Annotated in this window: 18 protein-coding genes; 13 read left to right on the top strand and 5 right to left on the bottom strand. The window is 65.0% G+C overall.

Features of this window, described 5'->3' with window-relative positions; genetic code table 11:
* Positions 1–7: 7 nt before the first annotated feature.
* Both H0P51_RS18630 and H0P51_RS18635 read right to left on the bottom strand, forming a co-directional pair.
* Positions 8–5,038, bottom strand: coding sequence for a non-ribosomal peptide synthetase (locus H0P51_RS18630; protein WP_180914341.1), 5,031 nt, complete (start codon positions 5,036–5,038; stop codon positions 8–10).
* 33 nt (positions 5,039–5,071) lie between these two features.
* Positions 5,072–6,010 (bottom strand): methionyl-tRNA formyltransferase, encoded by a 939-nt coding sequence (locus tag H0P51_RS18635; RefSeq protein ID WP_180914342.1) that lies wholly within the window; start codon positions 6,008–6,010, stop codon positions 5,072–5,074.
* A gap of 141 nt (positions 6,011–6,151) precedes the next feature.
* Between H0P51_RS18635 and H0P51_RS18640 the strand changes: the two genes are divergently transcribed.
* The 4 genes from H0P51_RS18640 (at position 6,152) to nbtC (ending at position 12,177) form a co-directional block, all read left to right on the top strand.
* Positions 6,152–6,868, top strand: coding sequence for a GNAT family N-acetyltransferase (locus H0P51_RS18640; RefSeq protein WP_246398073.1), 717 nt, complete (start codon positions 6,152–6,154; stop codon positions 6,866–6,868).
* Positions 6,869–6,998: 130 nt separating this feature from the next.
* A complete protein-coding gene (locus H0P51_RS18645) occupies positions 6,999–7,760 on the top strand; it encodes a thioesterase II family protein (RefSeq protein WP_180914346.1) in 762 nt (253 codons plus the stop codon).
* Positions 7,757–9,091: a beta-ketoacyl [acyl carrier protein] synthase domain-containing protein gene (locus H0P51_RS18650; RefSeq protein ID WP_180914348.1), complete on the top strand. Its 1,335-nt coding sequence runs from the start codon at positions 7,757–7,759 to the stop codon at positions 9,089–9,091. Before H0P51_RS18645 ends, H0P51_RS18650 begins: the two co-directional genes overlap by 4 nt.
* Positions 9,092–9,168: 77 nt before the next feature.
* Complete coding sequence (nbtC, locus tag H0P51_RS18655; RefSeq protein ID WP_246398861.1) at positions 9,169–12,177, top strand: nocobactin polyketide synthase NbtC; 3,009 nt, start codon at positions 9,169–9,171, stop codon at positions 12,175–12,177.
* A gap of 38 nt (positions 12,178–12,215) precedes the next feature.
* Here the strand turns inward: nbtC and H0P51_RS18660 are convergent, their stop codons facing one another.
* Together H0P51_RS18660 and mbtG are read right to left on the bottom strand one after the other, a co-directional pair.
* Positions 12,216–12,431, bottom strand: coding sequence for an MbtH family protein (locus H0P51_RS18660; protein ID WP_180914352.1), 216 nt, complete (start codon positions 12,429–12,431; stop codon positions 12,216–12,218).
* Positions 12,412–13,713 (bottom strand): NADPH-dependent L-lysine N(6)-monooxygenase MbtG, encoded by a 1,302-nt coding sequence (gene mbtG / locus H0P51_RS18665; protein WP_180914354.1) that lies wholly within the window; start codon positions 13,711–13,713, stop codon positions 12,412–12,414. The genes H0P51_RS18660 and mbtG overlap by 20 nt, the downstream gene beginning before the upstream one ends.
* Before the next feature lie 239 nt (positions 13,714–13,952).
* Here mbtG and H0P51_RS18670 point away from each other — a divergent pair, with 239 nt between their 5' ends.
* The 4 genes from H0P51_RS18670 to H0P51_RS18685 all read left to right on the top strand — a co-directional run bounded on the left by H0P51_RS18670 (position 13,953) and on the right by H0P51_RS18685 (position 19,419).
* Positions 13,953–15,542, top strand: coding sequence for a (2,3-dihydroxybenzoyl)adenylate synthase (locus H0P51_RS18670; protein WP_180919076.1), 1,590 nt, complete (start codon positions 13,953–13,955; stop codon positions 15,540–15,542).
* Positions 15,543–15,721: 179 nt separating this feature from the next.
* On the top strand, positions 15,722–16,147 hold the full coding sequence (locus H0P51_RS18675; RefSeq protein WP_180914356.1) for a hypothetical protein: 426 nt from the start codon (positions 15,722–15,724) through the stop codon (positions 16,145–16,147).
* Positions 16,148–16,165: 18 nt separating this feature from the next.
* Entirely contained in the window at positions 16,166–16,609 is a 444-nt protein-coding gene (locus tag H0P51_RS18680; RefSeq protein WP_180914358.1) for an MmpS family transport accessory protein, read from the top strand.
* The gene (locus H0P51_RS18685) at positions 16,606–19,419 is read left to right on the top strand and encodes an MMPL/RND family transporter (protein WP_180914359.1); all 2,814 of its coding nucleotides are present in this window, start codon (positions 16,606–16,608) and stop codon (positions 19,417–19,419) included. The genes H0P51_RS18680 and H0P51_RS18685 overlap by 4 nt, the downstream gene beginning before the upstream one ends.
* A 48-nt stretch (positions 19,420–19,467) precedes the next feature.
* On the opposite strand, the gene H0P51_RS18690 is transcribed toward H0P51_RS18685, so the two are convergent.
* Complete coding sequence (locus H0P51_RS18690; protein ID WP_180914361.1) at positions 19,468–19,875, bottom strand: GNAT family N-acetyltransferase; 408 nt, start codon at positions 19,873–19,875, stop codon at positions 19,468–19,470.
* Between the two features lie 205 nt (positions 19,876–20,080).
* Here H0P51_RS18690 and H0P51_RS18695 point away from each other — a divergent pair, with 205 nt between their 5' ends.
* The 5 genes from H0P51_RS18695 to H0P51_RS18715 are packed head-to-tail and all read left to right on the top strand — an operon-like array spanning position 20,081 to position 25,335.
* Positions 20,081–21,088 (top strand): alpha/beta hydrolase, encoded by a 1,008-nt coding sequence (locus H0P51_RS18695; RefSeq protein WP_180914363.1) that lies wholly within the window; start codon positions 20,081–20,083, stop codon positions 21,086–21,088.
* A 3-nt stretch (positions 21,089–21,091) separates the two neighbouring features.
* Complete coding sequence (locus tag H0P51_RS18700) at positions 21,092–21,949, top strand: SDR family NAD(P)-dependent oxidoreductase (RefSeq protein WP_180914365.1); 858 nt, start codon at positions 21,092–21,094, stop codon at positions 21,947–21,949.
* 25 nt (positions 21,950–21,974) lie between these two features.
* The gene (locus H0P51_RS18705) at positions 21,975–22,895 is read left to right on the top strand and encodes a ferritin family protein (RefSeq protein ID WP_180914367.1); all 921 of its coding nucleotides are present in this window, start codon (positions 21,975–21,977) and stop codon (positions 22,893–22,895) included.
* A gap of 2 nt (positions 22,896–22,897) precedes the next feature.
* Positions 22,898–24,403, top strand: coding sequence for a flavin-containing monooxygenase (locus H0P51_RS18710; RefSeq protein WP_180914369.1), 1,506 nt, complete (start codon positions 22,898–22,900; stop codon positions 24,401–24,403).
* Positions 24,400–25,335, top strand: a complete 936-nt coding sequence (locus H0P51_RS18715; protein WP_180914371.1) for a MerR family transcriptional regulator — start codon at positions 24,400–24,402, stop codon at positions 25,333–25,335. Before H0P51_RS18710 ends, H0P51_RS18715 begins: the two co-directional genes overlap by 4 nt.
* Positions 25,336–25,342: the final 7 nt, after the last annotated feature.

Genomic DNA, 25,342 nt, shown 5'->3' on the forward strand with positions numbered 1-25,342 from the left:
CAGAGCCTCACGAGCGGCTCTGCCACGCCGCGGACAGTGCCGCGAGCGCGTCCGCGTCCAAGCCCGAGGCGCTCATCGGCGCGGCCGACGGTTGCGCCTCGGAATCCGCTGTGGCCACGGGCGCGGCACCGGCGGCATCGACGGATGCGGCCAGCTCGGCGAGAGTCATGTACTCGAACACCATCGCCGGCGTCAACGCCAGTCCCTGCGCGTTGGCGCGGGCCGCAAGCTGCACCGAGATGATGCTGTCGCCGCCGATCGCGAAGAAGTTGTCCTCGCGGTCGACGTCGGTGATGTCGAGCAACTCCTCCAGCAACGCGATCAAGGTCCGCTCGGTCTCCGCAGAACCTTCGCCGAGTTCCGAGCGTTTGACCATCGCGGGGGTGGCCGGGGCGAGCAACCGCTCCATCGCCTCCGGCGGCAGCAACCGCACCTGCGAAAGCGGCCGGTCCGGCTCGGTTGCCAAGAACTCGAGCGCGGTGTCGAACGCCGCTCCGATCGACGAAACCGTTTGGGGCTCATACAGATCAGCGTTGGCGACGACGCGGACACTCAGCTCGGCATCTGGGGTCACGTCCAGCGAGACGTTCAAGTCCAGCAGCGAGATCTCGAAGTCCATTGGGACGGGGACCACCGTCGTCGCCCCGTCGCGGGTCAGCTCCCGGGGCAGCAGCGCCCAGTCCTCGCCACGGAAGTGGATCGAATTTTGGAACAGCGGGTGATTGCGAGACGGGGAGCGCGGCGGGTTGAGCGCCTCGACTAGTCGCTCGATCGGCAATTCCTGATGCGCCAGCGCATCGAGCACGGCGCCGCGGCTGCGGGAAACGATGTCCCGCAGGCTCGGATCCCCGGACAGGTCGTTGCGCAATACCATCACATTGGCACACGGACCCACCATGTTGGTGGTGGCCAAGTCGACTCGGGCGGCGACCGGACTGCCGATGCCGATGTCGGTGCCGCCGCCGAGCTTGTGCAACAGTACTGCGAGCGCGGCCTCGTACACCATGAACTCGCTGGCGCCGAGGTCGTCGGCGAGTCGGACCAGCGCTGACCGTCGCGACGCTGACACCGTGAAATTGACTAGCTCACCGCGCTTTCCGAGGACCGGCGGCCGGGTATGGTCTGCCGCCATCGGGATCTCGTAGGGCATGCCGGAGACCGCGGTGTGCCAGTGCTGTAGTTGGGCCTGTCCCCAGTCGGTGCTCGCCTCGAATGTATTCCGTTGCCAGAGTGCGTGTTCGGCGAACTGCGCGGCCATCGATCCCCACTGCGGCGGATAGCCGTCCAGCCGTGCCCGGTATGCGGTGAGGAGGTCTTCGAAGATGATGCCCATCGACGAGTGGTCGGTGACGGTGTGGTGGATGAGCAGCAACAGCACGTGCGCGGACGGGCCGAGCCGCAGCAGGGTGGGCCGTACCAGAGACTCGGAGTCCAGCGCGAAGATGTGGCGACGCAACTCTGCGATGGCCTGGTCCAATTCCCCGCCGCCGACATCGATGATCTCGAGCGGCACCTCCCGCGCCGGGTGGATATGCTGATACGGAACACCCTCGTGCTCAATGAAGTTAGTGCGCAGCGCTTCGTGGCGGGCGACGACGTCGTTGATGGCGGCCTCGAGCACCGCGACGTCGAGCGGGCCGTGCACCCGAAGCGTCAGCGCCATGTTGAAGACGTCGTTGGCGCCCCTCATCTTCTGCTGGAACCACATCGCCATCTGCGAGTAGGACAGCGGCGGGCGCTCCGGACGTACGTCAGTCAACTCCGGTCGGGCCGGGCCTTCGGAACCAACGACGTTGCGCTGGGCCGACATCTCGTCGATGTCGGCGTGGACCTCGGCGCTCAACTGCTCAACCAGTCGTGCCGCCAGACCGGCCGGCGTGGGGGTGTCGAACACCGCGCGCACCGTGAGTTCCACGCCGAACTGCGCTCGGATCTGAGCCACCAGCCTGGCGGCGAGCAGCGAGTGGCCACCTAGGCCGAAGAACGAGTCCTCGGCGCCGACCTTCTCCCAGCCGAACAGCCGGGCGAAGATCCCGCACATCCGTCGTTCGGTCTCGGTGGCAGGTTGCCGGAAACTGCGCACCGCGACCGGTGTCGGTGCGGGCAGCGCCCGCTTGTCCAGCTTGCCGCTGACCGTCAGCGGGATCTCTGGGATGACCGCGAATGCGGTGGGCACCATGTATTCGGGCAGAGTCGCGGCCGCGTGGGTGCGCACCTCGTCGAGATTCAGCGCACCGGAATCACCGTCGCCGGTGGCCGGCACCAGGTAGGCCGCGAGCATGGGGCCGGCCTCGGTGTCCTCGGTCACCACCAGGCAGTGCCGGACGGCGGGATGGGTCGCGATCACCGACTCGACCTCACCGAGTTCGATCCGGTAGCCACGGACTTTCACCTGCTCGTCGGCGCGGCCGACGAACTCCAGCTGACCAGAGATGTTGCGGCGAACCAAATCTCCGGTGCGATAGAGCCGCTTCCCGGGATTGAACGGGTCGGCGACGAAACGCGCCGCGGTCAGTCCGGGACGGCCCAGATAGCAGCGGGCCAGCTGTGCGCCACCGAGATAGAGCTCCCCGATCACTTCGGCGGGCACCGGTTGCAGTTCCTCGTCGAGCACATATGCGTAGACGTTGCGGTTCGGCCGACCGATGGGAACCACCCGCGCGCCGTGCGACCCGTCGACCACCATGTGCGTGGCGCAGACCACCGCTTCGGTGGGCCCGTAGTGGTTGCGCAGCTGCGCGTCGAAGTAGCCGGCGAACTTGTCAGCCACCTCCCCGGCCAGCGCTTCACCGCCCACCGGCACGTGGCGCAACTGCCGCCATTCCTCGGCCTGAGGCAGCAGCAACAGGGTGCTCAGCATCGACGGCACCATGTGCAGCACGGTGATACGGTGCCGGCTGATCAAGTCGGCGATGTAACTCATGTCGCTGAAAGCCCCGGTGTCAGATGGTTTCGGCACCACGAGCTGAGCGCCCAGCGAGAGTGTGACGAAGATGTCCAGCAGGGAAGCGTCGAAGCTCACCGAAGACGACTGCAGCAGGCGATCTTCGGCGGTCATGCTCCACTCCGCCGCGAAACCCTGAACGTGCTCGGCGATGGCGTGGTGGGACACCGCGACACCCTTGGGCTGACCGGTGGAGCCTGAGGTGTAGATGACATACGCTAAATGTGCTGGCCGCAAATCCGTTTGGCGATCAGAGTCGATGACCGGAGCATCGGAGCGCTGCGCGGCGGCTCGTTCGGCGTCGGTGAGTTCTCGTTGCCCGAGCACCAGGTGTGGCCGCGCGTCGCTGATCAGATAGTCGATCCGGTCGTCGGGATAGGCCGGGTCGATCGGCAGGTAGGCCGCACCGGCTTTGAGCACCGCCAGCATTGCGACGATGAACTCGACAGACGTCGCCAGCCGCAGACCGACGATGTCCTCGGCGCCGATTCCCTGCTCGATCAGCCAGCGCGCCAGGCGATTTGCCCGGCGATGCAGTTCGTCATAGGTCAGCATTTCGTCGTCGCACACTAGGGCCGTCGCATCCGGTCGAGCCTCGGCGGCCGCTTCGAGCACGGCGACCATGGTGGTCGGCGGGGTGGGAACCAGTTCTCCGTGCGACTGGGCCAGCACCGCCTCGCGTTCGTCGGCGTCGAGCATATCCAAGCTGGTGAGGCGGCGGTCAGGCTCGGTAATCGCGTTGTCCAGCAACTGAATGTAGTGAGCCGCCAACTGTTCGACGAGTGCCGGGCCAAGCACATCGGTCTGATACTCGAACTCGGTCAAGACTCCGTCGGGTTCCAGCACGACGGCCAGGGCAAGGGGCAGATGCGCGGTCACCGCGCCGAGGCCGAGTTGTTGCACGGTCACGCTGTCCAGGGTCAATCCGCTCACGCTCTTGCGCATGCTGAATCCCAACCGCACGAGTTGGTCCATGCCGTCGTGGCCCATGCGCTCGGGGTTGGCCTCCCGCACCACCCGGTCGATACCGACTGACTGATGGGCGAACCCGTCCAGGCAGGTATCGCGGACCGTGTCGACGAAATCGCCGAAATTGACATTCGGTCGTGCGGTCAGGCGGAGCAACAGCGTGTTGCCGAAATAGCCAATCACTTTCTCGGCCAAGGCTTTTCGATCGGTTACCGGCACCGATACCAGGAAGTCTGAGCTACCGGTGTAGCGCCGGACTAACACGCCGTAGGCTGCCAGCAGCACCATGAACGGCGAGGCGGAGTGCCGCCGGGCGAAGTCCTCCAGCCGGTCGAACAGGCCCTCTGGCAAGGACTGGGTCACTCGCTCGGCGAGCCGCGACGGGTGTGCGGTGGGGACACCGGGCAACTCAAGCGGCTCGGGCGCAGGCCGTAGTTTGTCGGCCCAGTAGCCGACGTCGGTCATGCTGGGTTCGGCTGCGCCCTCGAGTACTTCGACCGCGACGAACTGCGGCGCCGGTCCCCCGAGCGGTTGGCCGTTGTAGGCCGCGCTCAGCTCGCCGAAGAACACCGCCCAGGCGTCGTCGTCCCAGCAGATGTGATGAACGACGAGTAACAGCACGAATTCTTCCGGCCCGGTCCGGATCAGGGTGATCCGTAGCGGCACGTCGTTGGCCAAGTTGAATGGTCGCCCAAATTCCTGGCGCGCCGTTTCCGCCACCCGCTGGTCGCGTTCGGCCTCGCCCAGGCCGGTGAAATCGTATTCCAGCCAAGGTGTCTCGACATGATCCTGAAATACCTGGTATGGCTCGCCTTCGCTGTCCACTCCATAGCTGGTGCGCAGCAGGGCGTGTCGTGCGACCACGTCACCGACGGCCGCCCGAAGGCGAGCTGGATCCACCGAGCCGGTCAGCCGATAGGCGACGCAGATGTTGAGCGTGGTGTCCTCGACGTCCATTGCCTGCAGGAACCACATGCGTCGTTGTCCGGCGGAAAGGCGGTAGCGCTCCCCCGCCCTGAGCTGGACCGTCTCGGCCGACTTCCCTGCCGCTAAACCACTTTCGGCGATCCGGCGGCGCAACAACTCGCGACGACGTTCCTGCAGGGTCTTGGCATCGTCCGCCATGGATTGTCCCTACTCCTAGGTTTCGTTGGTCGGTCAGGCCTGGTCGGTCAGATAGCCGCCGCGCAGGAAGAACTCATCGCCCCGGCGTTCGACTCCGTCGGTGCCGCGGACCAGGGTGATCACCAGGCCGCGGTTGGCGCCGCGATACGCATTGGGCCCGGATACCACCGCGCCGCCTTCTTCCTGCACGATCACCCGCCCCGGCGTTCCACCGTAGCGGGCTTCGGACACCCGAGCCTGCAGTACCTCGATGCGTTCGCCACGGTAGTGGGTGTACGCGCGCGGGTAAGGGTCCGACAGGGCTCGCACGAACCTTTCCAGGTCCTCGGCCGGCCAACTCCAGTCGATCAAGCTGTCCCGCTCGGAACGCTTGTGGAAGTAGGTTCGTTCAGCCTTGTTCTGCGGCCGCCACACCGCGGTGCCGGTATGCAGCGCGTCCAGCGCTTCCCGCAACACGCCCGGGATCAGCTCCATACCCTTGACGACCAATTCGGTGCCGGTGTCGTCCGGGCCGATCGGCAACGATCGCTGGACGAGGATGTCACCGGTGTCGAGTCCCTCGTCCATGCGGTGCACGGTCAAGCCGAACTCGGTTTCGCCGCTAATCAACGCCCATAGCACCGGGGAGAAACCGGTGAACTTGGGCAGCAGCGAATCATGCAGGTTAAGCGTGCCGTGCGGCGGCATCGTGTACAGCTCAGGCGGCATCCAGCTGTACCAGCTGTTGACGACTATCACGTCGGGCTCGGCACGTTTCACGATGTCGATGGTCTCGGCGTCGGCGCGGGTGGTGACGTGGACCCGGATGCCGTGTTCGCGGGCGAGTTCCTCGACCGAGGCCGACCAGATGGCTTTGTAGGACTCGGCACTGGCCGGGTGGGTGACCGCGAGGACAACGTCGTGGCCCAGCTCGATCAGTGATTGCAGGGTCTTGTGCCCCCAGGTCTGGAAGCCGAACGACACGACGCGCATCGGATTCAACCCCCTTCGTCATGTAGGTCTGGACGCCACCCGCGCCGGGTCAATCCGGCCTCAGCAGATTATGTTAGCCTTCGCTAAGTTGCGAAGTTTTGGCGGCCGTCGGTCATGGCCGCTTGTCGAACCACTCCCCGCGTGTACGACCTACGCGGCGCCGGCCGCCGCCATCGCGTCGCGACTCGGGTGGGAATTGCCGATTTGGCGGAGGCTACCGGCGTGGAAGTCCAAGACCTCGAGCAGCGATGCGCGCGTATCGTTGCTCCCGGAACGACGTACCGGAGTTTTTCGCTGCAGCGCGTGCAAGCCGATCGCGACCTCGAACTCGTGCACACCTGGATGAACGACCCTGTGGTAGCCCGCTTTTGGGGCAAGCCGTGGCCACGCGACCGAATCGCGGACTACTTGGCCGAGCAGGACCGCAGCGCCATCTCCAAGCCCTACCTGGGCGTGCTGGACGGCGTTCCCATGAGCTATTGGGAGCTCTATCGCGCTGACCTCGACCCGCTCGCGGACCATTACCCCGCCCGCGACCACGACGCTGGGGTGCATCTGCTGCTGGGACCCCCCTCCTACCGCGGCCGCGGCCTCGGGGTGCTGCTGTTGCGCACCGTCTCCGGCTGGCAATTCGACGCAGATCCACGAGCCACCCGCGCGATCGCCGAACCCGACATCGCGAACGTGCGATCAATCCGCGCGTTCGAACGTGCGGGATTCCGCCGCGACGCCGAGATGGCCCTGCCGAACAAGCGGGCCGCACTGATGATTCGTGACCGCCACCACTCAACCGGGCCGGTATCGGGCTCGGGACGCCGGATAGGTACCCCACCCGAGGGACCGACCGAATTATGTTAGCCTTCGCTAAGTTGCAGGGATCCTGGGGGACTGACGTGCAACAAGACCGGCTCCAAGTCTTCCCGACCCGCCGGACCGGGCGGGCCGGTAGGTGCCCGGCGAGTCAGGCGTGAGCGAAAGGTGACGATGCATGCCGCGCACACTTGGGTGGATCAGGCAGTTCCACAAACCTGAATCGCCGGACAGCCCGACGCTGTTGGTGTTTCCCCACGCGGGCGCCGGCGCATCGGCTTACCGCGCCTTCTCCAAAGCTTTGAGCAGCAAATTCGACGTCATCGTATTCCAGTACCCCGGACGTCAGGACCGCGCGGCCGAACCACCGTTGGGTTCACTACCTGAAATCGCCGCCGGCGCCTTCGAGGAGTTCGCACGATCCGAACACAATCGCGATGTCCCCGTTGCGGCATTCGGGCACAGCATGGGCGGCTGGGTGGCGTTCGAGTTCGTCCGGATCGCCGAAGCCAACGGCGTCGAGATCGGCCAACTCACCGTCTCGGCCGCGGTCGCGCCGTGCAACGCGGCGAACAAGCCCTCCCACCCCGAGTCCGACGAGGAGATTCTCGACCACCTCGCGGCGCTGGAGGGCACCAACTCCGACGTCTTCGGCAACCGTGACCTGATGCGGCTGGCGCTGCCGGTCATCAAGGCGGACTATCGCGCCTGCGATGCTTACACGCGCGACGAGGACGTCAGGATCTCCGCGCCAATTCATGCGCTCGGCGGCGATCAGGATCCGATCGTCACGCTGGGTGACCTCTACGGATGGGGCAAGCACACCGACTCCGTCGAAGTGACGATGTTCGACGGTGGGCACTTCTTCCTCAACGAACACACCCACGCGATCGCTGACGTGCTGACCGGCGAACTGCGGCAGTCCGGGTCGAAGTCATGACCTACGGCCGGTCCGTGACAGCCGACTCGACCGAAGACCACATCGTCATCTCCGGGTTGGCAGTCGAGGCGCCCGGCGGCATCGACACGCCGGTCAGCTTGTGGCACGCGCTCACCGAATCCAGGGAGCTGATCGGCCCCTTCCCGCGGGACCGCGGCTGGCCACTCGACGACCTATTCTCGGTATCCGAGATGGACGGCTGGGGCCCGGTCCACGACGCCGGCGGTTTCCTCGACAACGCAACAACATTCGATCCGGCATTGTTCGGGATCACCCACCGTGAAGCACTTGTCATGCATCCCCAGCAGCGCGTCGCGATGCGCGTGGCGTGGAAAGCGCTGGAGAACACCGGCATCAATCCCGGGACGCTGGACGGCGAATTTGTGGGCTGCTTCGTCGGAATGTCACCGATGGAGTACGGGCCGCGCGCCTCGGTGGCCGATGCCTTCACCGGCCACCGGATCGCCAGTCTGGGCCAATTAGGCGGCGCCGCAAGGATTTCGCACAGCTTGGGCCTCACGGGCCCGTCCATCAGCCTCGACACCGCCTGCGCATCCTCGCTGACCGCGGTCCACCTGGCCGCCAGCGCAGTCGCCGGCGACGAGTGCGACTGGGCACTGGCGGGCGGGGTGTGCGTGATGGGTTCGCCAGGCGCTTTCTACGAATTCTCCCGGCTGAACGCGCTGTCCGACGACGGGCACTGTCGCGCTTACGCCAACGACGCCAGCGGCACGGTGTGGGGTGAAGGCGCGGGCATGGTGGTTGTCGAACGCGAGTCACGGGCAAAGCGGTTGGGCCACCAGATCTATGGGCGCATCCTCGCCATCCGCACCAACCACAACGGCAAGGGCAAGCCGATCCTGGTCCCCCGCGTGCGTGCGCAGGAACAGATCGTGCGCAAGACGCTCGACGTAGTGGGAATCGACCCTGCGGACATCGGGATGATCGAGGGACACGGCACCGCAACCCAGGCCGGCGACCCGGTGGAACTGCTGGCGCTTTTCAAGACCTACGGCGCAGCGGGGTCCGAGGCGCTGCTGGGCTCAATAAAATCCAACCTCGGCCATCCCCAGGCCGCCTCCGGAATACTCGGGCTGATCAAGCTGCTGCTGGCCGGCCACTACGGACAGATTCCGCCGACACTCTATGCCGACAACCCGACCAAGGTGCTGGACTGGGACCTGGTCGGGCTGCGGCTGGCCACCAAGGTTCACGAATGGCCAGCCAAGGACGGCTTCCGTTACGGCGCAACTTCGTCCTTCGGCGCGGGAGGCGCCAATGTCCACGCCATCATCGAAATGCCCGCACCGGCAGGGGAAGTGAAGAAGTGACAGTTCCCGATCTTGGCGTGACCTACCGACTCCCGGACGGCTCGACCCCGGTCCTGCTGAGTTCGGAAACCGCGGAACTGCTGCGCGCCGAGGCCGCCGCCGTCCTGGCCTATGTCATGTCGCACCCGGCCGTGTCACCACAGGCCATCGCGCAGATGCTGTTTCGCACCCGGGCGGCCCGCAAGCATCGCGCACTGGCCATGGTCGACGGCCGTGATGATCTGTTGGCAGCGCTGCGCGCGGTCGCCGATGGTCGCGACCATCCGTCGGTAGTGAGCACCCACGGATCGGCGCCCCGTCGGCTCGCGTACGTCTTTCCGGGCCAGGGCAGCCAGCGTCCCGGGATGGGGCGGCTGTTCTATGCGATGGTCCCCGCCTTCCGCGCCGAGGCGGACCGCTGCGCGCTGGCATTCGCGGAGCAATCGGGTCAGTCGCCACTGCCTTATCTACTCGACGACAGACTCACCACCGAGAGCGACGCTGGCACTGTGCAACCGGCCCTGTTCACGCAGATGGCTGGGCTGGCCGCGGCCTGGCGATCGTTCGGGGTCACCCCGCACGTGACCGTCGGACACAGCCAGGGCGAGATCGCCGCCGCCTACGCTTCGGGACTAATCACGTTGGCAGATGCGGTGCGCATCATCGGAATTCGAGCGTTGGCCGCCCGCGAGATCGAGTCAGGTGACTACTCGATGGCCGTCGCGGCGACCGACCGAGATAGCTGCGAGGACCTGCTGGCTCGGTGCACAGGCTGGGCGGAACTGTCGGTGGTCAATTCGCCGACGATGACCGGCATCTCGGGCGACCGCGACACTGTGCAGGACATCGTGGATGCGTTATCCGAGCGCGGTGTGTTCGCGCGGGTCATCGGTGTCCGGTATCCGGCTCACACCAGCCTGATCAGCGGACTCGGCGAGGCGGTACGTACTGCCTCGCAGCATCAACTGGAGAATCCTAGATTCCTGGACAGCGAAATCCACTGTCTCGGGTCCACTCTGGGCGCGGCGATAACACCGGACCTACCAGTGGACCAGTACTGGTTCTGGAACCTTCGCAACACGGTGCGGTTCGACAAGGCGATCGCCGCGGCCGCTGAACTGGGTGTCAACACATTTGTCGAACTGGCGGAGCACCCCACCCTGCAACTGGCAATCCAAGAGAACCTTGCCGCCTGCAGCGGTGAGCGCGACCAACCCCAGGTGGTCGGCACGTCCGTTCGGACCGCCACCGACCTCGGCGAATTCACCAGGAATCTTGCACTTTTGGCGGTGCACGACCTGAACTACTCGTGGGATCATCTCCGCGTCGACTCCAACGGCCCCGCCGCCCCACTGCTGGCGGACTTCCCCAATACCTTGATGAACGAGACCACGCTGTGGCTGCCCTACGACGAGGTGCTGCCGCGGCGCAAGAGCGCCACGTCGCCCAGCGACCCCGCGGCGCCCGAGGTTGCCGCGGCTTCGCCTTCGACACAGCCGCGGCTGCTCGCGGAGCAGTGGGTGCGCCTGTCACGGCGGTCGCTGAGCCGGCCGCGGTCTATCGGGCTCATAGACCACACCGGAGACTGCGCCGAGCTGGTCGACGCAGTGTGCACGGCGGCCGCCGAAATGGGCGCAACGGCTCGGTTAATCGACAGCGAGAATACTACCGCCCAAGCGGATTTGGACACTCACGTCATCCTGCTTCCGGCTTCGCCCAGGCTGGATACCGCCGACGCGGCGGACCGAGTCGCCGCTTTCTTCGCCGAGCGCAAGTGGTGGCACGGTGTGCACGACGGAGTCACCGATTGCTGGTTGGTGACTGTGGCCGGCGAGGCTGTCGTCGACGGTGACGCGCCACCGGACCTCGTCCATGCGGCGGCCAGCGCGGGATTTCGCAGCGTCGGCGCCAAATATCCGGGCGTGCGGTTCCGCCATATCGACCTGGCCGCCGGATCGTCGGCGGCAACGGCGGGCCCTTTGCTCACGGCACTGCACACCGCCGGCGAATCCGAACTCGCGCTGCGCGACGACGGATTGTACGCCAAGCGCGTCGTTGCCGGCGACGGCCGCGTCGACGGTTCGCCGGCCCCGCGTCCGGGACACGTGCTGATCGTCGGCGGCACCGGGAAACTCGGACTGGAGTTTTGCGGGCACTTCGCACAACAAGGGGCCCAACGCATCACGCTGGTCAGCAGATCCGGTGAGACCGCAGCCGTGACCGAGCGACTGCGCCAGATCCGTTCCGCCGCAGCAACTCACATCGATGTTACCAAGTGCGACCTCAGCGATCCGGCTTCGGTGTCACGGTTGGCCGAACAGTACCGTGGCGCTCCCGCGGACGTGATAATCCATGGCGCGGTGGAGTATTCAGGTGTCGAACTCGAAGACATCACCGCCGACAAGGTGCACTCCGCGCTGAGTGCCAAGGTTGTCGGGATCGCACGGATTCTCGGTGACTTCCCCCGAACCGACGACTGTCGCGTAGTCCTGTGCTCGTCGGTGTCAGCCACCGTCGGCGGCCGCGGCTTGGCGTTGTACGCCGCGGGCAACCGCATGCTCGACGCGCTGGCGCACCAGCTTCGGGCCGAGGGCCTGGACTGCGTGTCGGTGCAATGGGGGCACTGGAAGGTGCACCTCGACGACTCGGGTCTGGCCATGCTGGCCGGTCTAGGAGTGGTGCCGATGGCGCCCGCGGACGCGCTGAGGGTCGGGATGACCAGACTCGCCACGAATGCCGCTGTCGCCGCGTTCGACCTGGACCGCGCCCGATCGGTACTCGCGACATGCGGTCGTGACTCTCTGTTGTCGCAGCTTTCTGAACCCGAGTCTCAGCCCGCACCGCAGGCTCGGGCTGTCGCCCCCGTTGCCGTCGAGACACCCGCCCGGGCGTCGCATCGGCTGCTAAGCCTGCTGGCGGAGGCCATCGGGGTGGACAATGCGGATGCCATCGACACCACCGTTCCGATGGTGGTGATCGGCCTGGATTCGTTGCAGGCACTCGAGTTTCGCCGGCGCGTCCAGAAGGAGTTCGACCACGAGCTCGATGTCGCGGACCTGCTGGGTGGAGCTTCGATCGCCGACGTGCTGGCCAAGCTCGACGCCTGAGGCCCGCGCCGGTCGCCGGACCTAGACGGCGGCCATCGTCAGACGGCAGCCATCGCGTCGCGAAGGCTTTTGGGCCGCATATCCGTCCAGGACTGCTCGACATACGCCAGACAGTTGGGTCGGCTGTCAGCGCCGAAGACAACCCACCAGCCGGACGGCCGATCGATGTACGCCGGCCAAAGGCTGTGCTGTTCCTCGTCGTTGGTCAAGACATAGAACATGCCGTCGTCGTCATCAAACGGATTGATACTCACCGGATCTCCTGATCGAGCTGGTCGCGGCAGAACGTCCGGTCCCGTCGATCTCGGCGCCGAGCACTCGATCGGACAGCAGCCCCAGGCAACTCAAGTTGGGAAAGCCGGGCCCCTCATTTACTCCGGACAGATTGGGCAAGAACAGTTTTGGATTAACACCGGCGACCGCCAGGTCAGGGCCGATGCACTCTTCGAGTCGCTCCCCGGACAATGGTGCACCGACCTCCGACTCCAGCAGCCCCACGGCGTCGGGTTGCAGCAGCGGCAAGAACCACAGCGGGTCGGCGCCGGAACCATCGATGACCAGGTCGTAGCGGTGCAGCGTCTCCTGCGGTTCGCCGCAGTTGTCGGTACGCAGCGTGACCCAGATCCTGTTGTCCTGATCCAAGACTCGCGCAACGCGCCCGCGCATATGGGTGATCCGCTCGTCGGCCAGTAACGACTCCTGGACCCGAGCGGAGAACACCCCGCGGTCGGTGCGGGCAATGCAATTGCGGCGTTCGGCGTGACTGAGGCTGCGCCAACCCGTGGGATCGGAGAACAGCGAGTTCTCGAAGAACCCCTCGCCCCGGGTGAACAGCGTGGCCTGGGGCGAGATCGCGGTGATCGACGAAACCCGATGGTGGAAAAGCTCGTTAAGGATCGAGGCCGCGGTCTCCCCACCGCCGATCACCGCCACGCTGTCGGCCACGATCCGCTCGTGCTGACCGGCGCGGGCCCAGAACTGCGCGATCGACAGCACCCGCGGATCACCGGAGAGCATCGATCGCTCCGGCTGTCCGGGTCCGGTAACCATCAGCCCGTCGGCGCAAACGGTGGATTCGGATGTGTGAATGGCCCATCGGAATTGCTCGACGCCGATCTTGCGTACTTCGCCCCGAACGACTTTCAGGCCGGCTACCTCGGCGACCCACCGCAGGTACCGGGCCCAGGTGTCGTGGGCGGGGGCCGGCCTACCCCGATCAACCCAGCCCACAAACTGGTCGGACGCAACCAGATACGACTGCCAACTGAATCGCATCATCTGTTCGTCGACCTCGGACTCGCGCCCGGCCACCAGTGTCGAGCGGTACGGGAATCCAACGTCTTTCTCCGGACTGGTACCCAACCGCTGCCGGCCGTCGGTCCAGCCACCGCCCGGAAGCCAATTGGCCGCCACTTCGGTACGTTCGATGGCCACTACCTCGGGCGTCTCTACGCCCATCTCGCGCAGCACCGCCGCCTTGGCCGCAACCGCGACCGCCTTGGCGCCTGCGCCGATGACCGCCAGAGTCCGGCTCACGATTTACCCGCCGCACGGTTGGCGCCCTCACCGAGGTGGCCCGGGTGGCATTTTCCGTTCGCCGGTGATCCGGCGAATGACGTGCCGCCCACGACCCCCACCTCCCTGTATTAGCTCAGGCTGCCCTAACTTTCTGTACGCTACCCTATGCTCGCAGTGCCGACACGCTCACCCCGAGGAGCTCGCGAGTGCCGCTAAGTTCTCCCCACGGGCCGTCCCGCCGGTCCGAAACCCGCGTTCTGGAGGGCTTCGTCCCATTTCCCCCCGAGCGGGCCGCCGCATACCGGACGGCCGGATATTGGACCGGTCGCGCAGTGGACGACCTGCTCCGCCAGGCCGCCAGCACCTGGCCACTCCATCCCGCCGTCATCGACGCGCACACCCGCCGCACCTACTCTGAGCTGGACCGACTCGCCGATCAGGCAGCGGGCGGCCTGTCCGCGCTGGGCATCGAGCCGGGCGACCGGGTGCTGCTGGCGCTGCCCAATTCGTGCCGGTTCGCCGAGGCGCTGTTCGGCCTGCTGCGCGCCGGCGCTATTCCGGTCATGTGCCTGCCGGGGCACCGGCTGGCCGAGCTGAGTCATTTCGCCGATGTCAGCGGCGCAGTCGCACTGATCATCGCCGACACCGCGAGCGGGTATGACTACCGGCCGATGGCTCAGGAACTCGTGGCAGCACATCCGTCGCTGCGCCACGTCGTCGTCGACGGGGATCCCGGCCCGTTCCTGCCCTGGTCGGCCCTAGTGGCCGCAGATTTGCCCCGGGTCGTCTCCGACCCAGACTTGCCGGCGCTGCTGCTAGTGTCCGGCGGCACCACCGGCACCCCGAAGCTGATCCCCCGCACCCACCACGACTACGTATACAACGCCACCGCCAGCGCGACACTGTGCCAACTGACCCACGACGACGTGTATCTCGTCGCGCTGCCGGCGGCACACAACTTCCCGTTGGCCTGCCCCGGGATCCTCGGCGCGATAAGCGTTGGCGCCACAATCGTTTTCACCGACGACCCTAGCCCCGAAGCCGCGTTCGCCGCCATCGACCGGCATGGCATCACCGTCACGGCGCTGGTCCCGGCACTGGCCAAACTCTGGGCCCAGGCCTGCGATTGGGAACCCATCACACCCGAAACGTTGCGGCTCTTGCAGGTCGGCGGGTCCAAGCTGGAACCCGAGGATGCCGCCCAGGTGCGTGCGACGCTTACCGCGGGCCTACAGCAGGTATTCGGGATGGCAGAGGGGCTGCTCAACTTCACCCGCCTCGACGACTCGCCCGAAGCGCTCGAGCACACCCAGGGCCGGCCGCTGAGCCCGGGCGACGAAATCCGCATCGTCGATGCCGACGGCGCCACCGTGACCCCCGGCACCGAAGGTGAACTGCTGGTGCGCGGGCCGTACACCATCAATGGCTACTTCCGGGCCCGACGAGACAACGAGCGTTCGTTCGACCCGGAGGGTTTCTACCGCAGCGGCGACCTGGTTCGACTTCGCGAGGACGGCAATCTCGTGGTCACCGGCCGGATCAAAGATGTCATCTGCCGCGCCGGCGAGACCATCTCGGCACTGGACCTCGAAGAGCATCTGCTGCACCATCCGGCCGTCTGGTCAGCTGCGGCGGTGCCGCTACCCGACCCGGCTCTTGGCGAAAAGATCTGCGCCGCGATCGTTTTCGCGGGGCCTCCGCCGACAATGTCGGAGCTCAATGCCTTTCTCGACCAACGGGGCGTCGCCTCGCACGTGCGACTAGATCAACTTGCCGCGCTGCCGACGCTGCCCACCACCGCAATCGGCAAGGTCGACAAGAAGGCCATCGTCCAAGCCCTCTCGTAACCCCGCGAATGTGACCGCGCTGCGAAAATTCGGCACCGAGATCGCAGTCCCGTAGCACTCGCGGCGTCCATCGCGCCGGCTCGCCGCGCGGACCCCCGTGTTCTTGGGGTACCTTCTTGAGGAATCAAGATAGCAGACGATAGTGTTCACTAAATCTGTTGGTCGGCGAAGGAGCGGAGATGTTGTCGGGTGTCTACGGCTTCTTGACCATTGCTTCGCTGGTCATGATCTTGATCTTCGCCGCCATTGCATCCACATGTGTGAGACGGCTCAATAATCGCGACTTGCCACCGATCAGCCGGGAGGTGGGCAGCGCCACTTCGGTGGTACGCAAGTTGCGCAAGCGCGAACCAATGTCGGCCGAGGAGCTGAGCTACGCCAGGCAGGTCGTCCTCGATCGTGGATCGCCGATGGCGCTCGCCATCCCCGGCATGATCTTCATGCTCGGATGCTTTTTTGTGTTCGGCAGCCTCGAACACCTGCACGGCGCGCGACCATCCGAACGGACCTTTCTCGGGCTGATCCCGATGTTCACTTCCACCAACCTCACACTTCGGCTGTTAGCCGGTGCCAGGTTGAAAAGTCTTCTGCCAAAGTCGGTTTGAGAGCCTATGGGGAATCACGTGAGTAGTCGTTCAACCGGCCGGACCGTCTTGGCGCGAGCCTGGATGCCCTTGGTTTCCGTCATCGCGGTCGGCGTCGGAGGACTCTGCATGTGGAAGGTACACGAATTCTCAGCTCCGCCGCCGGTCATCACCGTCCTCGGCCCGCAGGCGCCGGAACAGTCCACCCGCAAGGAAATGACCTACGAATTGTTTGGTGCCGTCGGCGGCGGCGGGATGCTCGTTTATGTCGACATCGAAAGCCACCCTCATCGGCTTGACCTCAACACGCTGCCCTGGTCGCACACCGAGACGACGACGCTGACCGTGGTTTCGGGCAGCATCTCGGCACAGGTGCGCGGGGGCCAGATCGGATGCCGAATCCGGGTGAACAACGTCGTCCGCGACGAGCAGTCCGATACCCATCAGGATGCCCACGTCACCTGCCGGGTGAAGTCGGCATGAGCGAGCACCGCGCACAACGGCCTTTCGTCCCCAGGGCTGTCCGTGCACTGGCGATACCGATCATCGTCTTCTGGGCGCTCATCGCCGTCACCACGAATACCTTTGTGCCTCAGGTCGAACGGGTCGCCGAGGAACTCGCTGGGCCGATGGTTCCACACTACGCGCCGTCGCAACGAGCGATGCTGCGCATCGGCGAGAAGTTCCACGAGTCCACGTCGACCAGCATGACCATGATCGTCCTGGAAGCCGACCGTCCGTTGGGCGACGCGGATCACCGCTATTACGACGACTTGATGCGCCGACTCAAGCAGGACACCAGCCATGTGCAGTATGTGATGGACCTGTGGGGCAAGCCGATCACCGCTGCGGGTGCCCAAAGCGTCGACGGCAAGGCGGCATACGTGTTGTTGCGCCTCGCTGGCGATATCGGGCAGATGCAGGCGAACCAATCGGTCGACGCAGTGAAACAGATTGTCGCGCACGACACTGCGCCACCCGGGCTCAAGGTCTATGTCAGCGGCGCGGCCCCACTGGCTTCGGACACGGTGACGATCGCGAACGCGAGCTTGAACAACATCACGATTGTGACGATCATCCTGATCGTCGTGATGCTGCTGCTGGTGTACCGCTCGGTGTCCATCCTGCTGGTTCCGTTGGCCGGCGTGCTGATCGAGATGTTGGTCGCCAAGGGCGTGGTCGCGACCCTGGGACATCTCGGTTTTATCGAACTCTCGTCGTTCGCGGTGAACATCGTCGTTGCGCTGACCTTGGGCGCGGGCACCGACTACGGGATCTTTCTGATGGGCCGTTATCACGAGGCACGCCGGGCGGGTGAGGACCGAGAAGAGGCGTTTTACACCGCTTATCGAGGCGTCACGCCCATTATCATCGGCTCCGGGTTGACGATCGCCGGGGCATGTTTCTGCCTGAGTTTAGCCCGGCTCAACTACTTCCACACCATGGGCCCGGCGGTGGCCATCTCGATGGTGTTGACCATCGCGGCGGCGTTGACGCTCGGGCCCGCCGTGTTGACGGTCGGGAGTCTGTTCGGGCTGTTCGACCCGCGGCACAAAGCCCAGGCGCAGCTGTATCGGCGGATCGGGACCAGCGTGGTGCGGTGGCCGGTACCGATCCTGGTGGCAAGCACCGCCGTGGTCATGTTCGGGGCGGTCTTCGTGCCGACGTACCAGGTCAACTACGACGATCGGCAGTACCAACCGTCGGACGCCCCCGCTAATCGGGGTTTCGCGGCGGCGGATCGCCATTTCTCCAAAAGCAAGCTGTTCTCCGAGATGCTGATGGTCGAGACGGATCACGATATGCGGAACTCGGCCGACTTCATATCGCTGGACCGAGTGGCCAAGAGCCTGATCCGGCTCCCCGGCGTCGCGATGGTGCAAAGCATAACCCGGCCGATGGGGCGTCCGCTCGAGCACGCGACGCTGCCCTACCTGTTTACCACTCAAGGCAGCGGCAACGGTCAACAACTTCCGTTCAATCGCCAGCAGAATGCGAATACCGATCAGCAGGCCCAGATTCAGGCGAACACCGTCGAGGTGTTGGACCGAACCATCGGTCTGTTGCAGAAGATGGCCGACGAGATGCACTCGACGGTTCTCACCATGGAAGACATGAAGAAAGTCACCGAGCAGCTTGACCAGGAGCTGTCCAACCTCGATGACTTCTTCCGGCCCATCCGCGCCTATTTCTATTGGGAGCGGCATTGTTTCGACATTCCGGTGTGCTGGGCGTTCAGGTCGCTGTTCGATGCGCTCGACGGCATCGACAAGATGGCCGCCGATATCAAGGACGCCGTGGCCTCCCTGGAGGTCATCGACAAGCTACTGCCGCAAATGATTTCGCAAATGAAGATCATGCGCGACGACACTCAGGCGCTGCAGGCACTTTTGGTCAACAGCTATGGTTCGGCTGATCTGCAGTCCATTCAGACCGATCAGACCTTCGACGATCTGATCAACGTCGGACTCGATTTCGACCGGGCACGTAGCGACGATTTCTTCTATATTCCCCGAGAAGGATTCGACAACGAGGACGTCAAAACCGGCATGGAGCTGATGATGTCACCGGACGGCAAGGCTGCCCGCTTCATCGTCACCCACGAGGGCAACGCCATGGGCCCAGAAGGCGTACAGCATGTCGAACAGTTCGCCGGGGCCATCACCACTGTTTTGAAAGAGACTTCACTTGCCGGAGCGCGGGTCTATATCGGCGGCTCGGGATCCAACGATAAGGACATCAAGCAGTACGCTGCGTCCGATCTGCTGATCGCGGCCATCGCCGCCTTCGTACTGATCTTCCTCATCATGATGTTTCTGACTCGAAGTCTGGTGGCAGCCTTGGTGATTCCGGGCACGGTTGCATTCTCCTATGCCGGAGCGTTCGGACTCTCCGTGTTGGTCTGGCAGCACCTGATCGGGCTGCACCTGCACTGGCTGGTGTTGCCGCTGACCTTCATCATCCTGGTGGCGGTGGGTTCGGACTACAACCTATTGCTGATCGCCCGGGTCAAGGAAGAGGTGCACGCCGGCTTGAACACCGGTCTGATCCGCGCTCTGGGAAGTACCGGTGCGGTGGTGACCTCGGCGGGTCTGGTGTTCGCGTTCACCATGCTCGCGATGCTGAGCAGCGATCTGCGCAGCATCGGCCAGGTGGGCTCCACGGTGTGTATCGGCCTGCTGCTGGACACGCTGGTGGTGCGGTCGTTCGTGGTGCCGTGCCTGCTACGGATCATGGGGCCGTGGTTCTGGTGGCCTACCCTGGTGCGGTCTCGCCCGCTGCCGCAAGGGTAGGAGCCGCCTTCGCCAGCGCTGTGAAGACCCGAAATTGTTGTCGCACTGCTACTTCAGGCTACTGATGAGAAAGACTGCACCGGGGACGCGGTAGCCGAGCCGATAGTAGAATCCGGTCGATGTCAGCCAGGAATCTGTGATGATTCCGGCGGCCCCGAGTTTACGTCCACGGTCGACGAGTTCGCCGTGCAGAATTCTTCCCGCGCCGGTCCGCTGCCGCTCGGCGACGACGGCGATGTGGCTAAGGAAGACGTGAAATCCGTTGAAGAAAGACAATGCAGCACCGATCAAGTCACTGCCATCCAGGATCACCAAGCACGTTTCAGGAGAGCGCTCAATCGATTGGCGGATTTTGACCCGCAGTCCCTCCGGCTTGCAAAGGCCGACGGCAACGAGCAATTCGGCGATTGGCTCAACATCCGAAGACACCGCTTGGCGGACACGCAATGGGGCCATGAACTCAGCCAGCGATCCGGTCGGCGCAGTACATCGCGCGGAACACCGGCACGTCGCCGGCCCTCGCCCCATGGCGAGGCTGCGCTGAGTCAGCTACACCGTAGACGTTAGCGGTCATGGCGCGGTGCACTGCAAACAAGTGCGACGCAGCCCCTGCCAAAGCTGCCATTGACTAATGTCACCATTTGGTATTGACTCACTTCCTATGGACAACGATGTTCCAGCGCGCGGGTCATTGCGTTCACGCGGTGCAATCGCGGTCAGCTCACTTGTGCTGCGGCCAATCGCCGGCGCGATCCGACCCGACCAGGCCTGGGGGGTATGGGCATCACGTCAGCTCATCGCCGCCGTGATGGAAACCCTCGGCCCTTCGTTGGCCGGCACCCACGTGCGACACGTCGATTCGGTACTGCCGGACGGGCGGCGCGTGGTCGGCGAGTGGGTGTACGGACGTGACACACCCAGGACCCACACCGAGTCGCGCGGCGCGATCTACTACGTGCACGGCAGCGGCTACACGATGTGCTCGCCCCGCACCCACCGCCGGCTGACATCCTGGTTGTCGTCACTGACGGGGCTTCCGGTGTTCTGTGTCGACTATCGCTTGGCACCGCGCCACCGCTTTCCCGCCGCCGCTGACGACGTGCGCGCCGGCTGGGACTGGCTGCCGCACGCCTCTGGACTACCACCGGAACGCATTGTGGTGGTTGCGGATTCGGCCGGCGGCCACCTTTCGGTAGACCTGCTGCTACAACCCGACGTCGCCGAGGACTCGGCCGCCGCGATGGTGTTGTTCTCGCCGCTGATCGACCTGACGTTCGGGCTATGTGCCGCGCGTGAACTGCAACGCCCCGATCCGGCGATCCGTGCGGCGGCCGCGGCCAAGCTGGTCGCCCTGTACCACGCCGGGGTGGACCCGACCCACAGTCGGTTGGCACTCAACGTGGCCGGCGGCCCTGCGCTGCCGCCGACACTAATCCAGGCGGGCGGAGCCGAAATGCTGCAAGACGATGCGCGCCAACTGGCAGACGATATCGATACCGCCGGCGGCAGTTGCGAACTGCAGATCTGGCCCGATCAGATGCACGTATTCCAGGCATTGCCGCGAATGTCGCCCGAAGCACCCAAAGCCATGGCACACGTCAAGCGATTCATCTCGAGATCGTTGCGCGACGGAGCAGCCTCGACCGAACTCGTGCAGGAAGCGGGCTGAACGATGTTGGGACCATTGGACAGATTGCTGAACAAGTCGACGACCAGCCGCGACTCGCTTGCGGTGGTCACCGGCGCGGGTAGCGGCATCGGCGCCGCCTTTGCCGTCGAACTCGGCCGTCGCGGCGGCACGGTGGTGTGCAGCGACATCAATGAGGCCGCTGCCCAGCAGACTGCCGAGACAATCAAGGACCTGGGCGCCAAGGCGATGGCCGTGCGCTGCGACGTGTCCGAGTACGACGAAGTCGCCGACCTTGCCGGACAGGCGCAGGCCTGGTTCGGCGCGCCGCCTACCCTGGTGATCAACAATGCCGGCGTCGGCGCCGGTGGTGCGCCTATCGGCGAAGTGCCGCTTGAGGATTGGAAGTGGACGCTGGGCATCAACCTGTGGGGCCCGATCCACGGCTGCCAGGTGTTCACCCCGATCCTGCGCGACGCCGTCCCGTCGCACGCGCCACGCGGGATCATCAACGTCGCCTCGGCGGCCGCGTTTGGCGCGGCTCCCGGGATGGCCGCCTACAACGTCAGCAAGGCCGGCGTGCTGTCGCTTTCCGAGACGCTAGCAGCCGAATTATCCGGTACTGCAGTCAGAGTCACCGTGCTTTGCCCGACCTTCGTCAAAACTAATATCGTCGAGGCCGGGCGCATCAGCGAGGAGTCCAGCGACCTGGCCAACAGGCTGATGCGCTGGACGGGCTTCTCGGCGCAGAAGGTCGCCCGGGTCTGCCTGGATGCCCACGACCGCGGCGACCTGTACTGCATGCCGCAGCTCGACGCCAAGATCGGCTGGAGCATCAAACGTCTTGCCCCCGGCGCATATACGCGTGGTGTTGGCCTGGTAATGCGAGTGACGGGTAACTGAAAACCATCTGCGGAAAGAGGATCTGATGGCTATCGATATGGAGTCCATGCTCGCCAAGATCAAAGATCGGCAGTGGGCGTTAGCAGACATCGACTGGGACGCACCGGGCGCCGAGACTATCCGGCCCGAATTCCGGCCCAAGCTCAAGGCGTTCATGGCCGACCTGTGCTGGATCGAGAATATCGGTGCCCGCGGGTTTGCCGCGCTGGCCAAGAAGGCGCCGGACCCGACGATCGCCGAGATCTATCGGTACTTCCATGCCGAGGAACAGCGCCACGCCAACGCTGAGCTGGCGCTGATGAAGCGTTGGGGCATGCTCGAAGACGGCGAGGTGCCCAAGCCCAACGTCAACATCCGGTTGGCCATCGAGTGGCTGGACACCTACTCCGACGACATGCCTTTGTCCGTGCTGGGCACCGTGATCCCGATGCTGGAGGTGGCGCTGGACGGCGCGCTGCTCAAATTCTTGCTGGACACCGTCGAGGACCCGGTATGCCACCAGGTGTTCGAGAAGATTAATAACGACGAATCCCGGCACATCGCGGTCGATTTCGCTGTGCTGGAGATGATCGGCAACGCCACCACGCGCCGGCTGGCCATCGAATTCGTCGGCCGCTTCGCCTCCCCCGGGCTGATCCTGGGGATGCTCATGTACGTCCCGCTGCTCAACCGGATCCGCAACGAGATGGCCGGCATGGGCATGGAACCCGAGCGACTGTTCAACGCGGTCAAGCGGTTCAGGCAACTCGGCGAGCGCGGAGAGAACACCCCACGGGTGCCCACCTACAAGCTGCTCAAGCGTCATGCGGGTTGGGTGGTCAACCCGCGGCACCCCTACCAACTGCTGGCCAATTCCATGGTGTGGCTGTCGGATTTCTATCCCAAGCCGCTGCTACGGCCGATGCCTAGTTGGTCGCGGGAGCTGACCCACGAGCCGGCGGCCTGAACATGGTGACTGGACGCATCTATCAGACGCTGATCATCGGGGCTGGTTTCACTGGTCTGGGTGCAGCGATCAGGCTGGCTGAGGCCGGCGTCGACGACGTCGTCATCCTGGAACGGTCCGATCGGGTGGGCGGAACGTGGCGCGACACCAGGTATCCAGGAGCCAGCTGTGACGTGCCTTCGCTGCTGTACTCGTACTCGTTCGTCAAGAACCCGACCTGGTCGCGAACCTACTCCCCCGCCCCGGAGATCTACCGGCACATCGAGGAGATGGCCACCAAATTCGGCATCCGGGACAAGATTCGGTTCGGCCACGAGGTCAGCGGACTGACGTTCGACGAGGAGACCGGCGTTTGGACCGCGAAGACGAAGAATCGCAAGCGCTTTGCGGCCCGTACCGTCGTGCTGGCCTCAGGCCCGCTGTCGGATGCCAGCTTTCCCGAAATCCGCGGACTGGACAGCTTCGAAGGCCACAAGATCCACAGTGCCCGTTGGGATTCCGACTACGACTTCACCGGCAAGCGGGTCGCGGTCATCGGCACCGGCGCCAGCGCGATCCAGATCGTCCCCGAACTGGTCAAGCAGGCCGGGTTTGTCAAGGTGTTCCAGCGCACGCCGGGCTGGGTGCTGCCGCGCCTGGACTTCGCCACGCCTCCGGCGGTGCAGGCACTATTCGCTAAACTTCCTGCTACTCAACAACTTGCGCGTCAAGCGCTGTTCTGGGGACACGAAGCCACCGCCACCGCGATGGTGTGGAACACCCCGCTGACCTCGCTGGTGGCCCGGCTCGGTCAGGCGCATATCCGCGCCGCGGTCAAAGACCCGTGGCTGCGCCGTCAGCTGACACCGGACTTCGCCCCCGGCTGCAAGCGCATGCTGGTCTCCAGCGACTACTACCCGGCTCTGCAAAAGGACAACTGCAAACTGATCGACTGGCCGATCGCGACCCTGAGTCCGGTCGGGATCCGCACCAGCGATGGCGTCGAACACCATCTGGACTGCATCGTCTTCGCCACCGGCTACGACGTGCACCTGACCGGGCCACCGTTCCCGGTCACCGGGCTGGGCGGGCGATCGCTGGCCGAGGAATGGTCCGGCGGCGCACAGGCCTACAAGAGCATCAACGCGCACGGCTACCCGAACCTGTTCTTCATGACCGGCCCCAACTCCGGACCGGGACACAACTCGCTGCTGGTCTACATTGAAGGTCAGCTCGATTACGCGGTGCGGGGCATCACCACCATCCTGAACGACGACCTGCGTTATCTCGATGTGCGAGAAGACGTTCAGCGCCGGCACAACCAGCACATCCAGCGTCGGCTCACCAAGACGACGTGGATGTCGGGTTGCAAGAGTTGGTATCTGACCAAGGACGGGTTCAACGGGTCGATGTACCCCGGGACCGCCACGCAGTATCTTCGCCAGATGCACAACTTCCGATACGAGCACTACGACGCGATTGCCAATAAGGCCCACGACGTCCGGGACCGCGTCAGCGCACCGGCGTGACCGAACGCAGCGGCGGGGCAGCCGATCGACCGCCCCGCCCCGAGCCCGGCACCATCGCCAGCGTGCTGTACAACGTGCGCCGCACGCCCAAACGGGTGCGGCGCCAGTCCCGTGACTTCGTCGAGGCCGCCGTTGCTCAGCTGTTCGACGCTGCGGTCCGCAATCCCCACGGCTCCGCGGAATCCGGAGAATACCGGATCGAGGAGCTGGCCCGGCTGGCCGGCACCACCACCCGCAACATCCGGGTGTATCGCGACCGCGGTCTGTTGCCGCCGCCGCTGCGCGTCGGCCGTATCGCGTTGTTCAACGACACCCACCTGACCCGGCTACGTTTGGTCACCTCGATGCTGGACCGCGGCTACACCATTGCCCATGTTCGGGAGATGGTCAGCGCGTGGGAGGAAGGCAAGAACCTCGGTGACGTGCTGGGCCTCGAGTCGGCCATCGTGGGGAGCTGGACGACCGAGAAACCGCAGACCATGCCGCTAGCCGAGGCGCGCGAACTCGTCGACGATCCAAGCGCTTTCGACCGCATGGTCGGGCTGCAGTTGATCCGTGTCGAGGGCGATCGGGCCACGCTCACCCGGCCGAAACTCATCGAGGCCTTCAACGAGGTCCGCGGCTACGGAATCAGCGCGCACCGACTCATCGACCTGCACGAGCAGATCGTGCCGAAGATCGACGAGATCAGCGACATGCTGGTGCAAGCCGGCTTCGAACACGTCGCCGACCGGATCAAGCCGGGTGAGGCGCTGCCCGCCGACGCCGAGGTCGCCGAACTCATCACCATGCTGGTGCGGTTCCGCACCCAGGCGGTCGCCACCGTCACCGCGACGCTGGCGTCGTCCATCGAAACGAACATCGAGTCCCTGGTCAGCAGACTGCTGGCGGAATACCTGGAGAAGTCGGCCCCCGCGGAGACCGGCACCTGAGCGCGCC

Source organism: Mycobacterium vicinigordonae (genome assembly GCF_013466425.1).
GTDB lineage: Bacteria > Actinomycetota > Actinomycetes > Mycobacteriales > Mycobacteriaceae > Mycobacterium > Mycobacterium vicinigordonae.

What these genes read in the sequence shown, in the direction of transcription:
- H0P51_RS18700 (WP_180914365.1), top strand. Translation starts at nt 21,092, where the DNA reads ATGTTGGGACCATTGGACAGATTGCTGAACAAGTCGACGACCAGCCGC.
- H0P51_RS18705 (WP_180914367.1), top strand. Translation starts at nt 21,975, where the DNA reads ATGGCTATCGATATGGAGTCCATGCTCGCCAAGATCAAAGATCGGCAG.
- H0P51_RS18635 (WP_180914342.1), bottom strand. Translation starts at nt 6,010, where the DNA reads ATGCGCGTCGTGTCGTTCGGCTTCCAGACCTGGGGGCACAAGACCCTG.
- H0P51_RS18685 (WP_180914359.1), top strand. Translation starts at nt 16,606, where the DNA reads ATGAGCGAGCACCGCGCACAACGGCCTTTCGTCCCCAGGGCTGTCCGT.
- H0P51_RS18630 (WP_180914341.1), bottom strand. Translation starts at nt 5,038, where the DNA reads ATGGCGGACGATGCCAAGACCCTGCAGGAACGTCGTCGCGAGTTGTTG.
- H0P51_RS18675 (WP_180914356.1), top strand. Translation starts at nt 15,722, where the DNA reads ATGTTGTCGGGTGTCTACGGCTTCTTGACCATTGCTTCGCTGGTCATG.
- H0P51_RS18645 (WP_180914346.1), top strand. Translation starts at nt 6,999, where the DNA reads ATGCCGCGCACACTTGGGTGGATCAGGCAGTTCCACAAACCTGAATCG.
- H0P51_RS18690 (WP_180914361.1), bottom strand. Translation starts at nt 19,875, where the DNA reads ATGGCCCCATTGCGTGTCCGCCAAGCGGTGTCTTCGGATGTTGAGCCA.
- H0P51_RS18710 (WP_180914369.1), top strand. Translation starts at nt 22,898, where the DNA reads ATGGTGACTGGACGCATCTATCAGACGCTGATCATCGGGGCTGGTTTC.
- H0P51_RS18695 (WP_180914363.1), top strand. Translation starts at nt 20,081, where the DNA reads ATGGACAACGATGTTCCAGCGCGCGGGTCATTGCGTTCACGCGGTGCA.
- H0P51_RS18650 (WP_180914348.1), top strand. Translation starts at nt 7,757, where the DNA reads ATGACCTACGGCCGGTCCGTGACAGCCGACTCGACCGAAGACCACATC.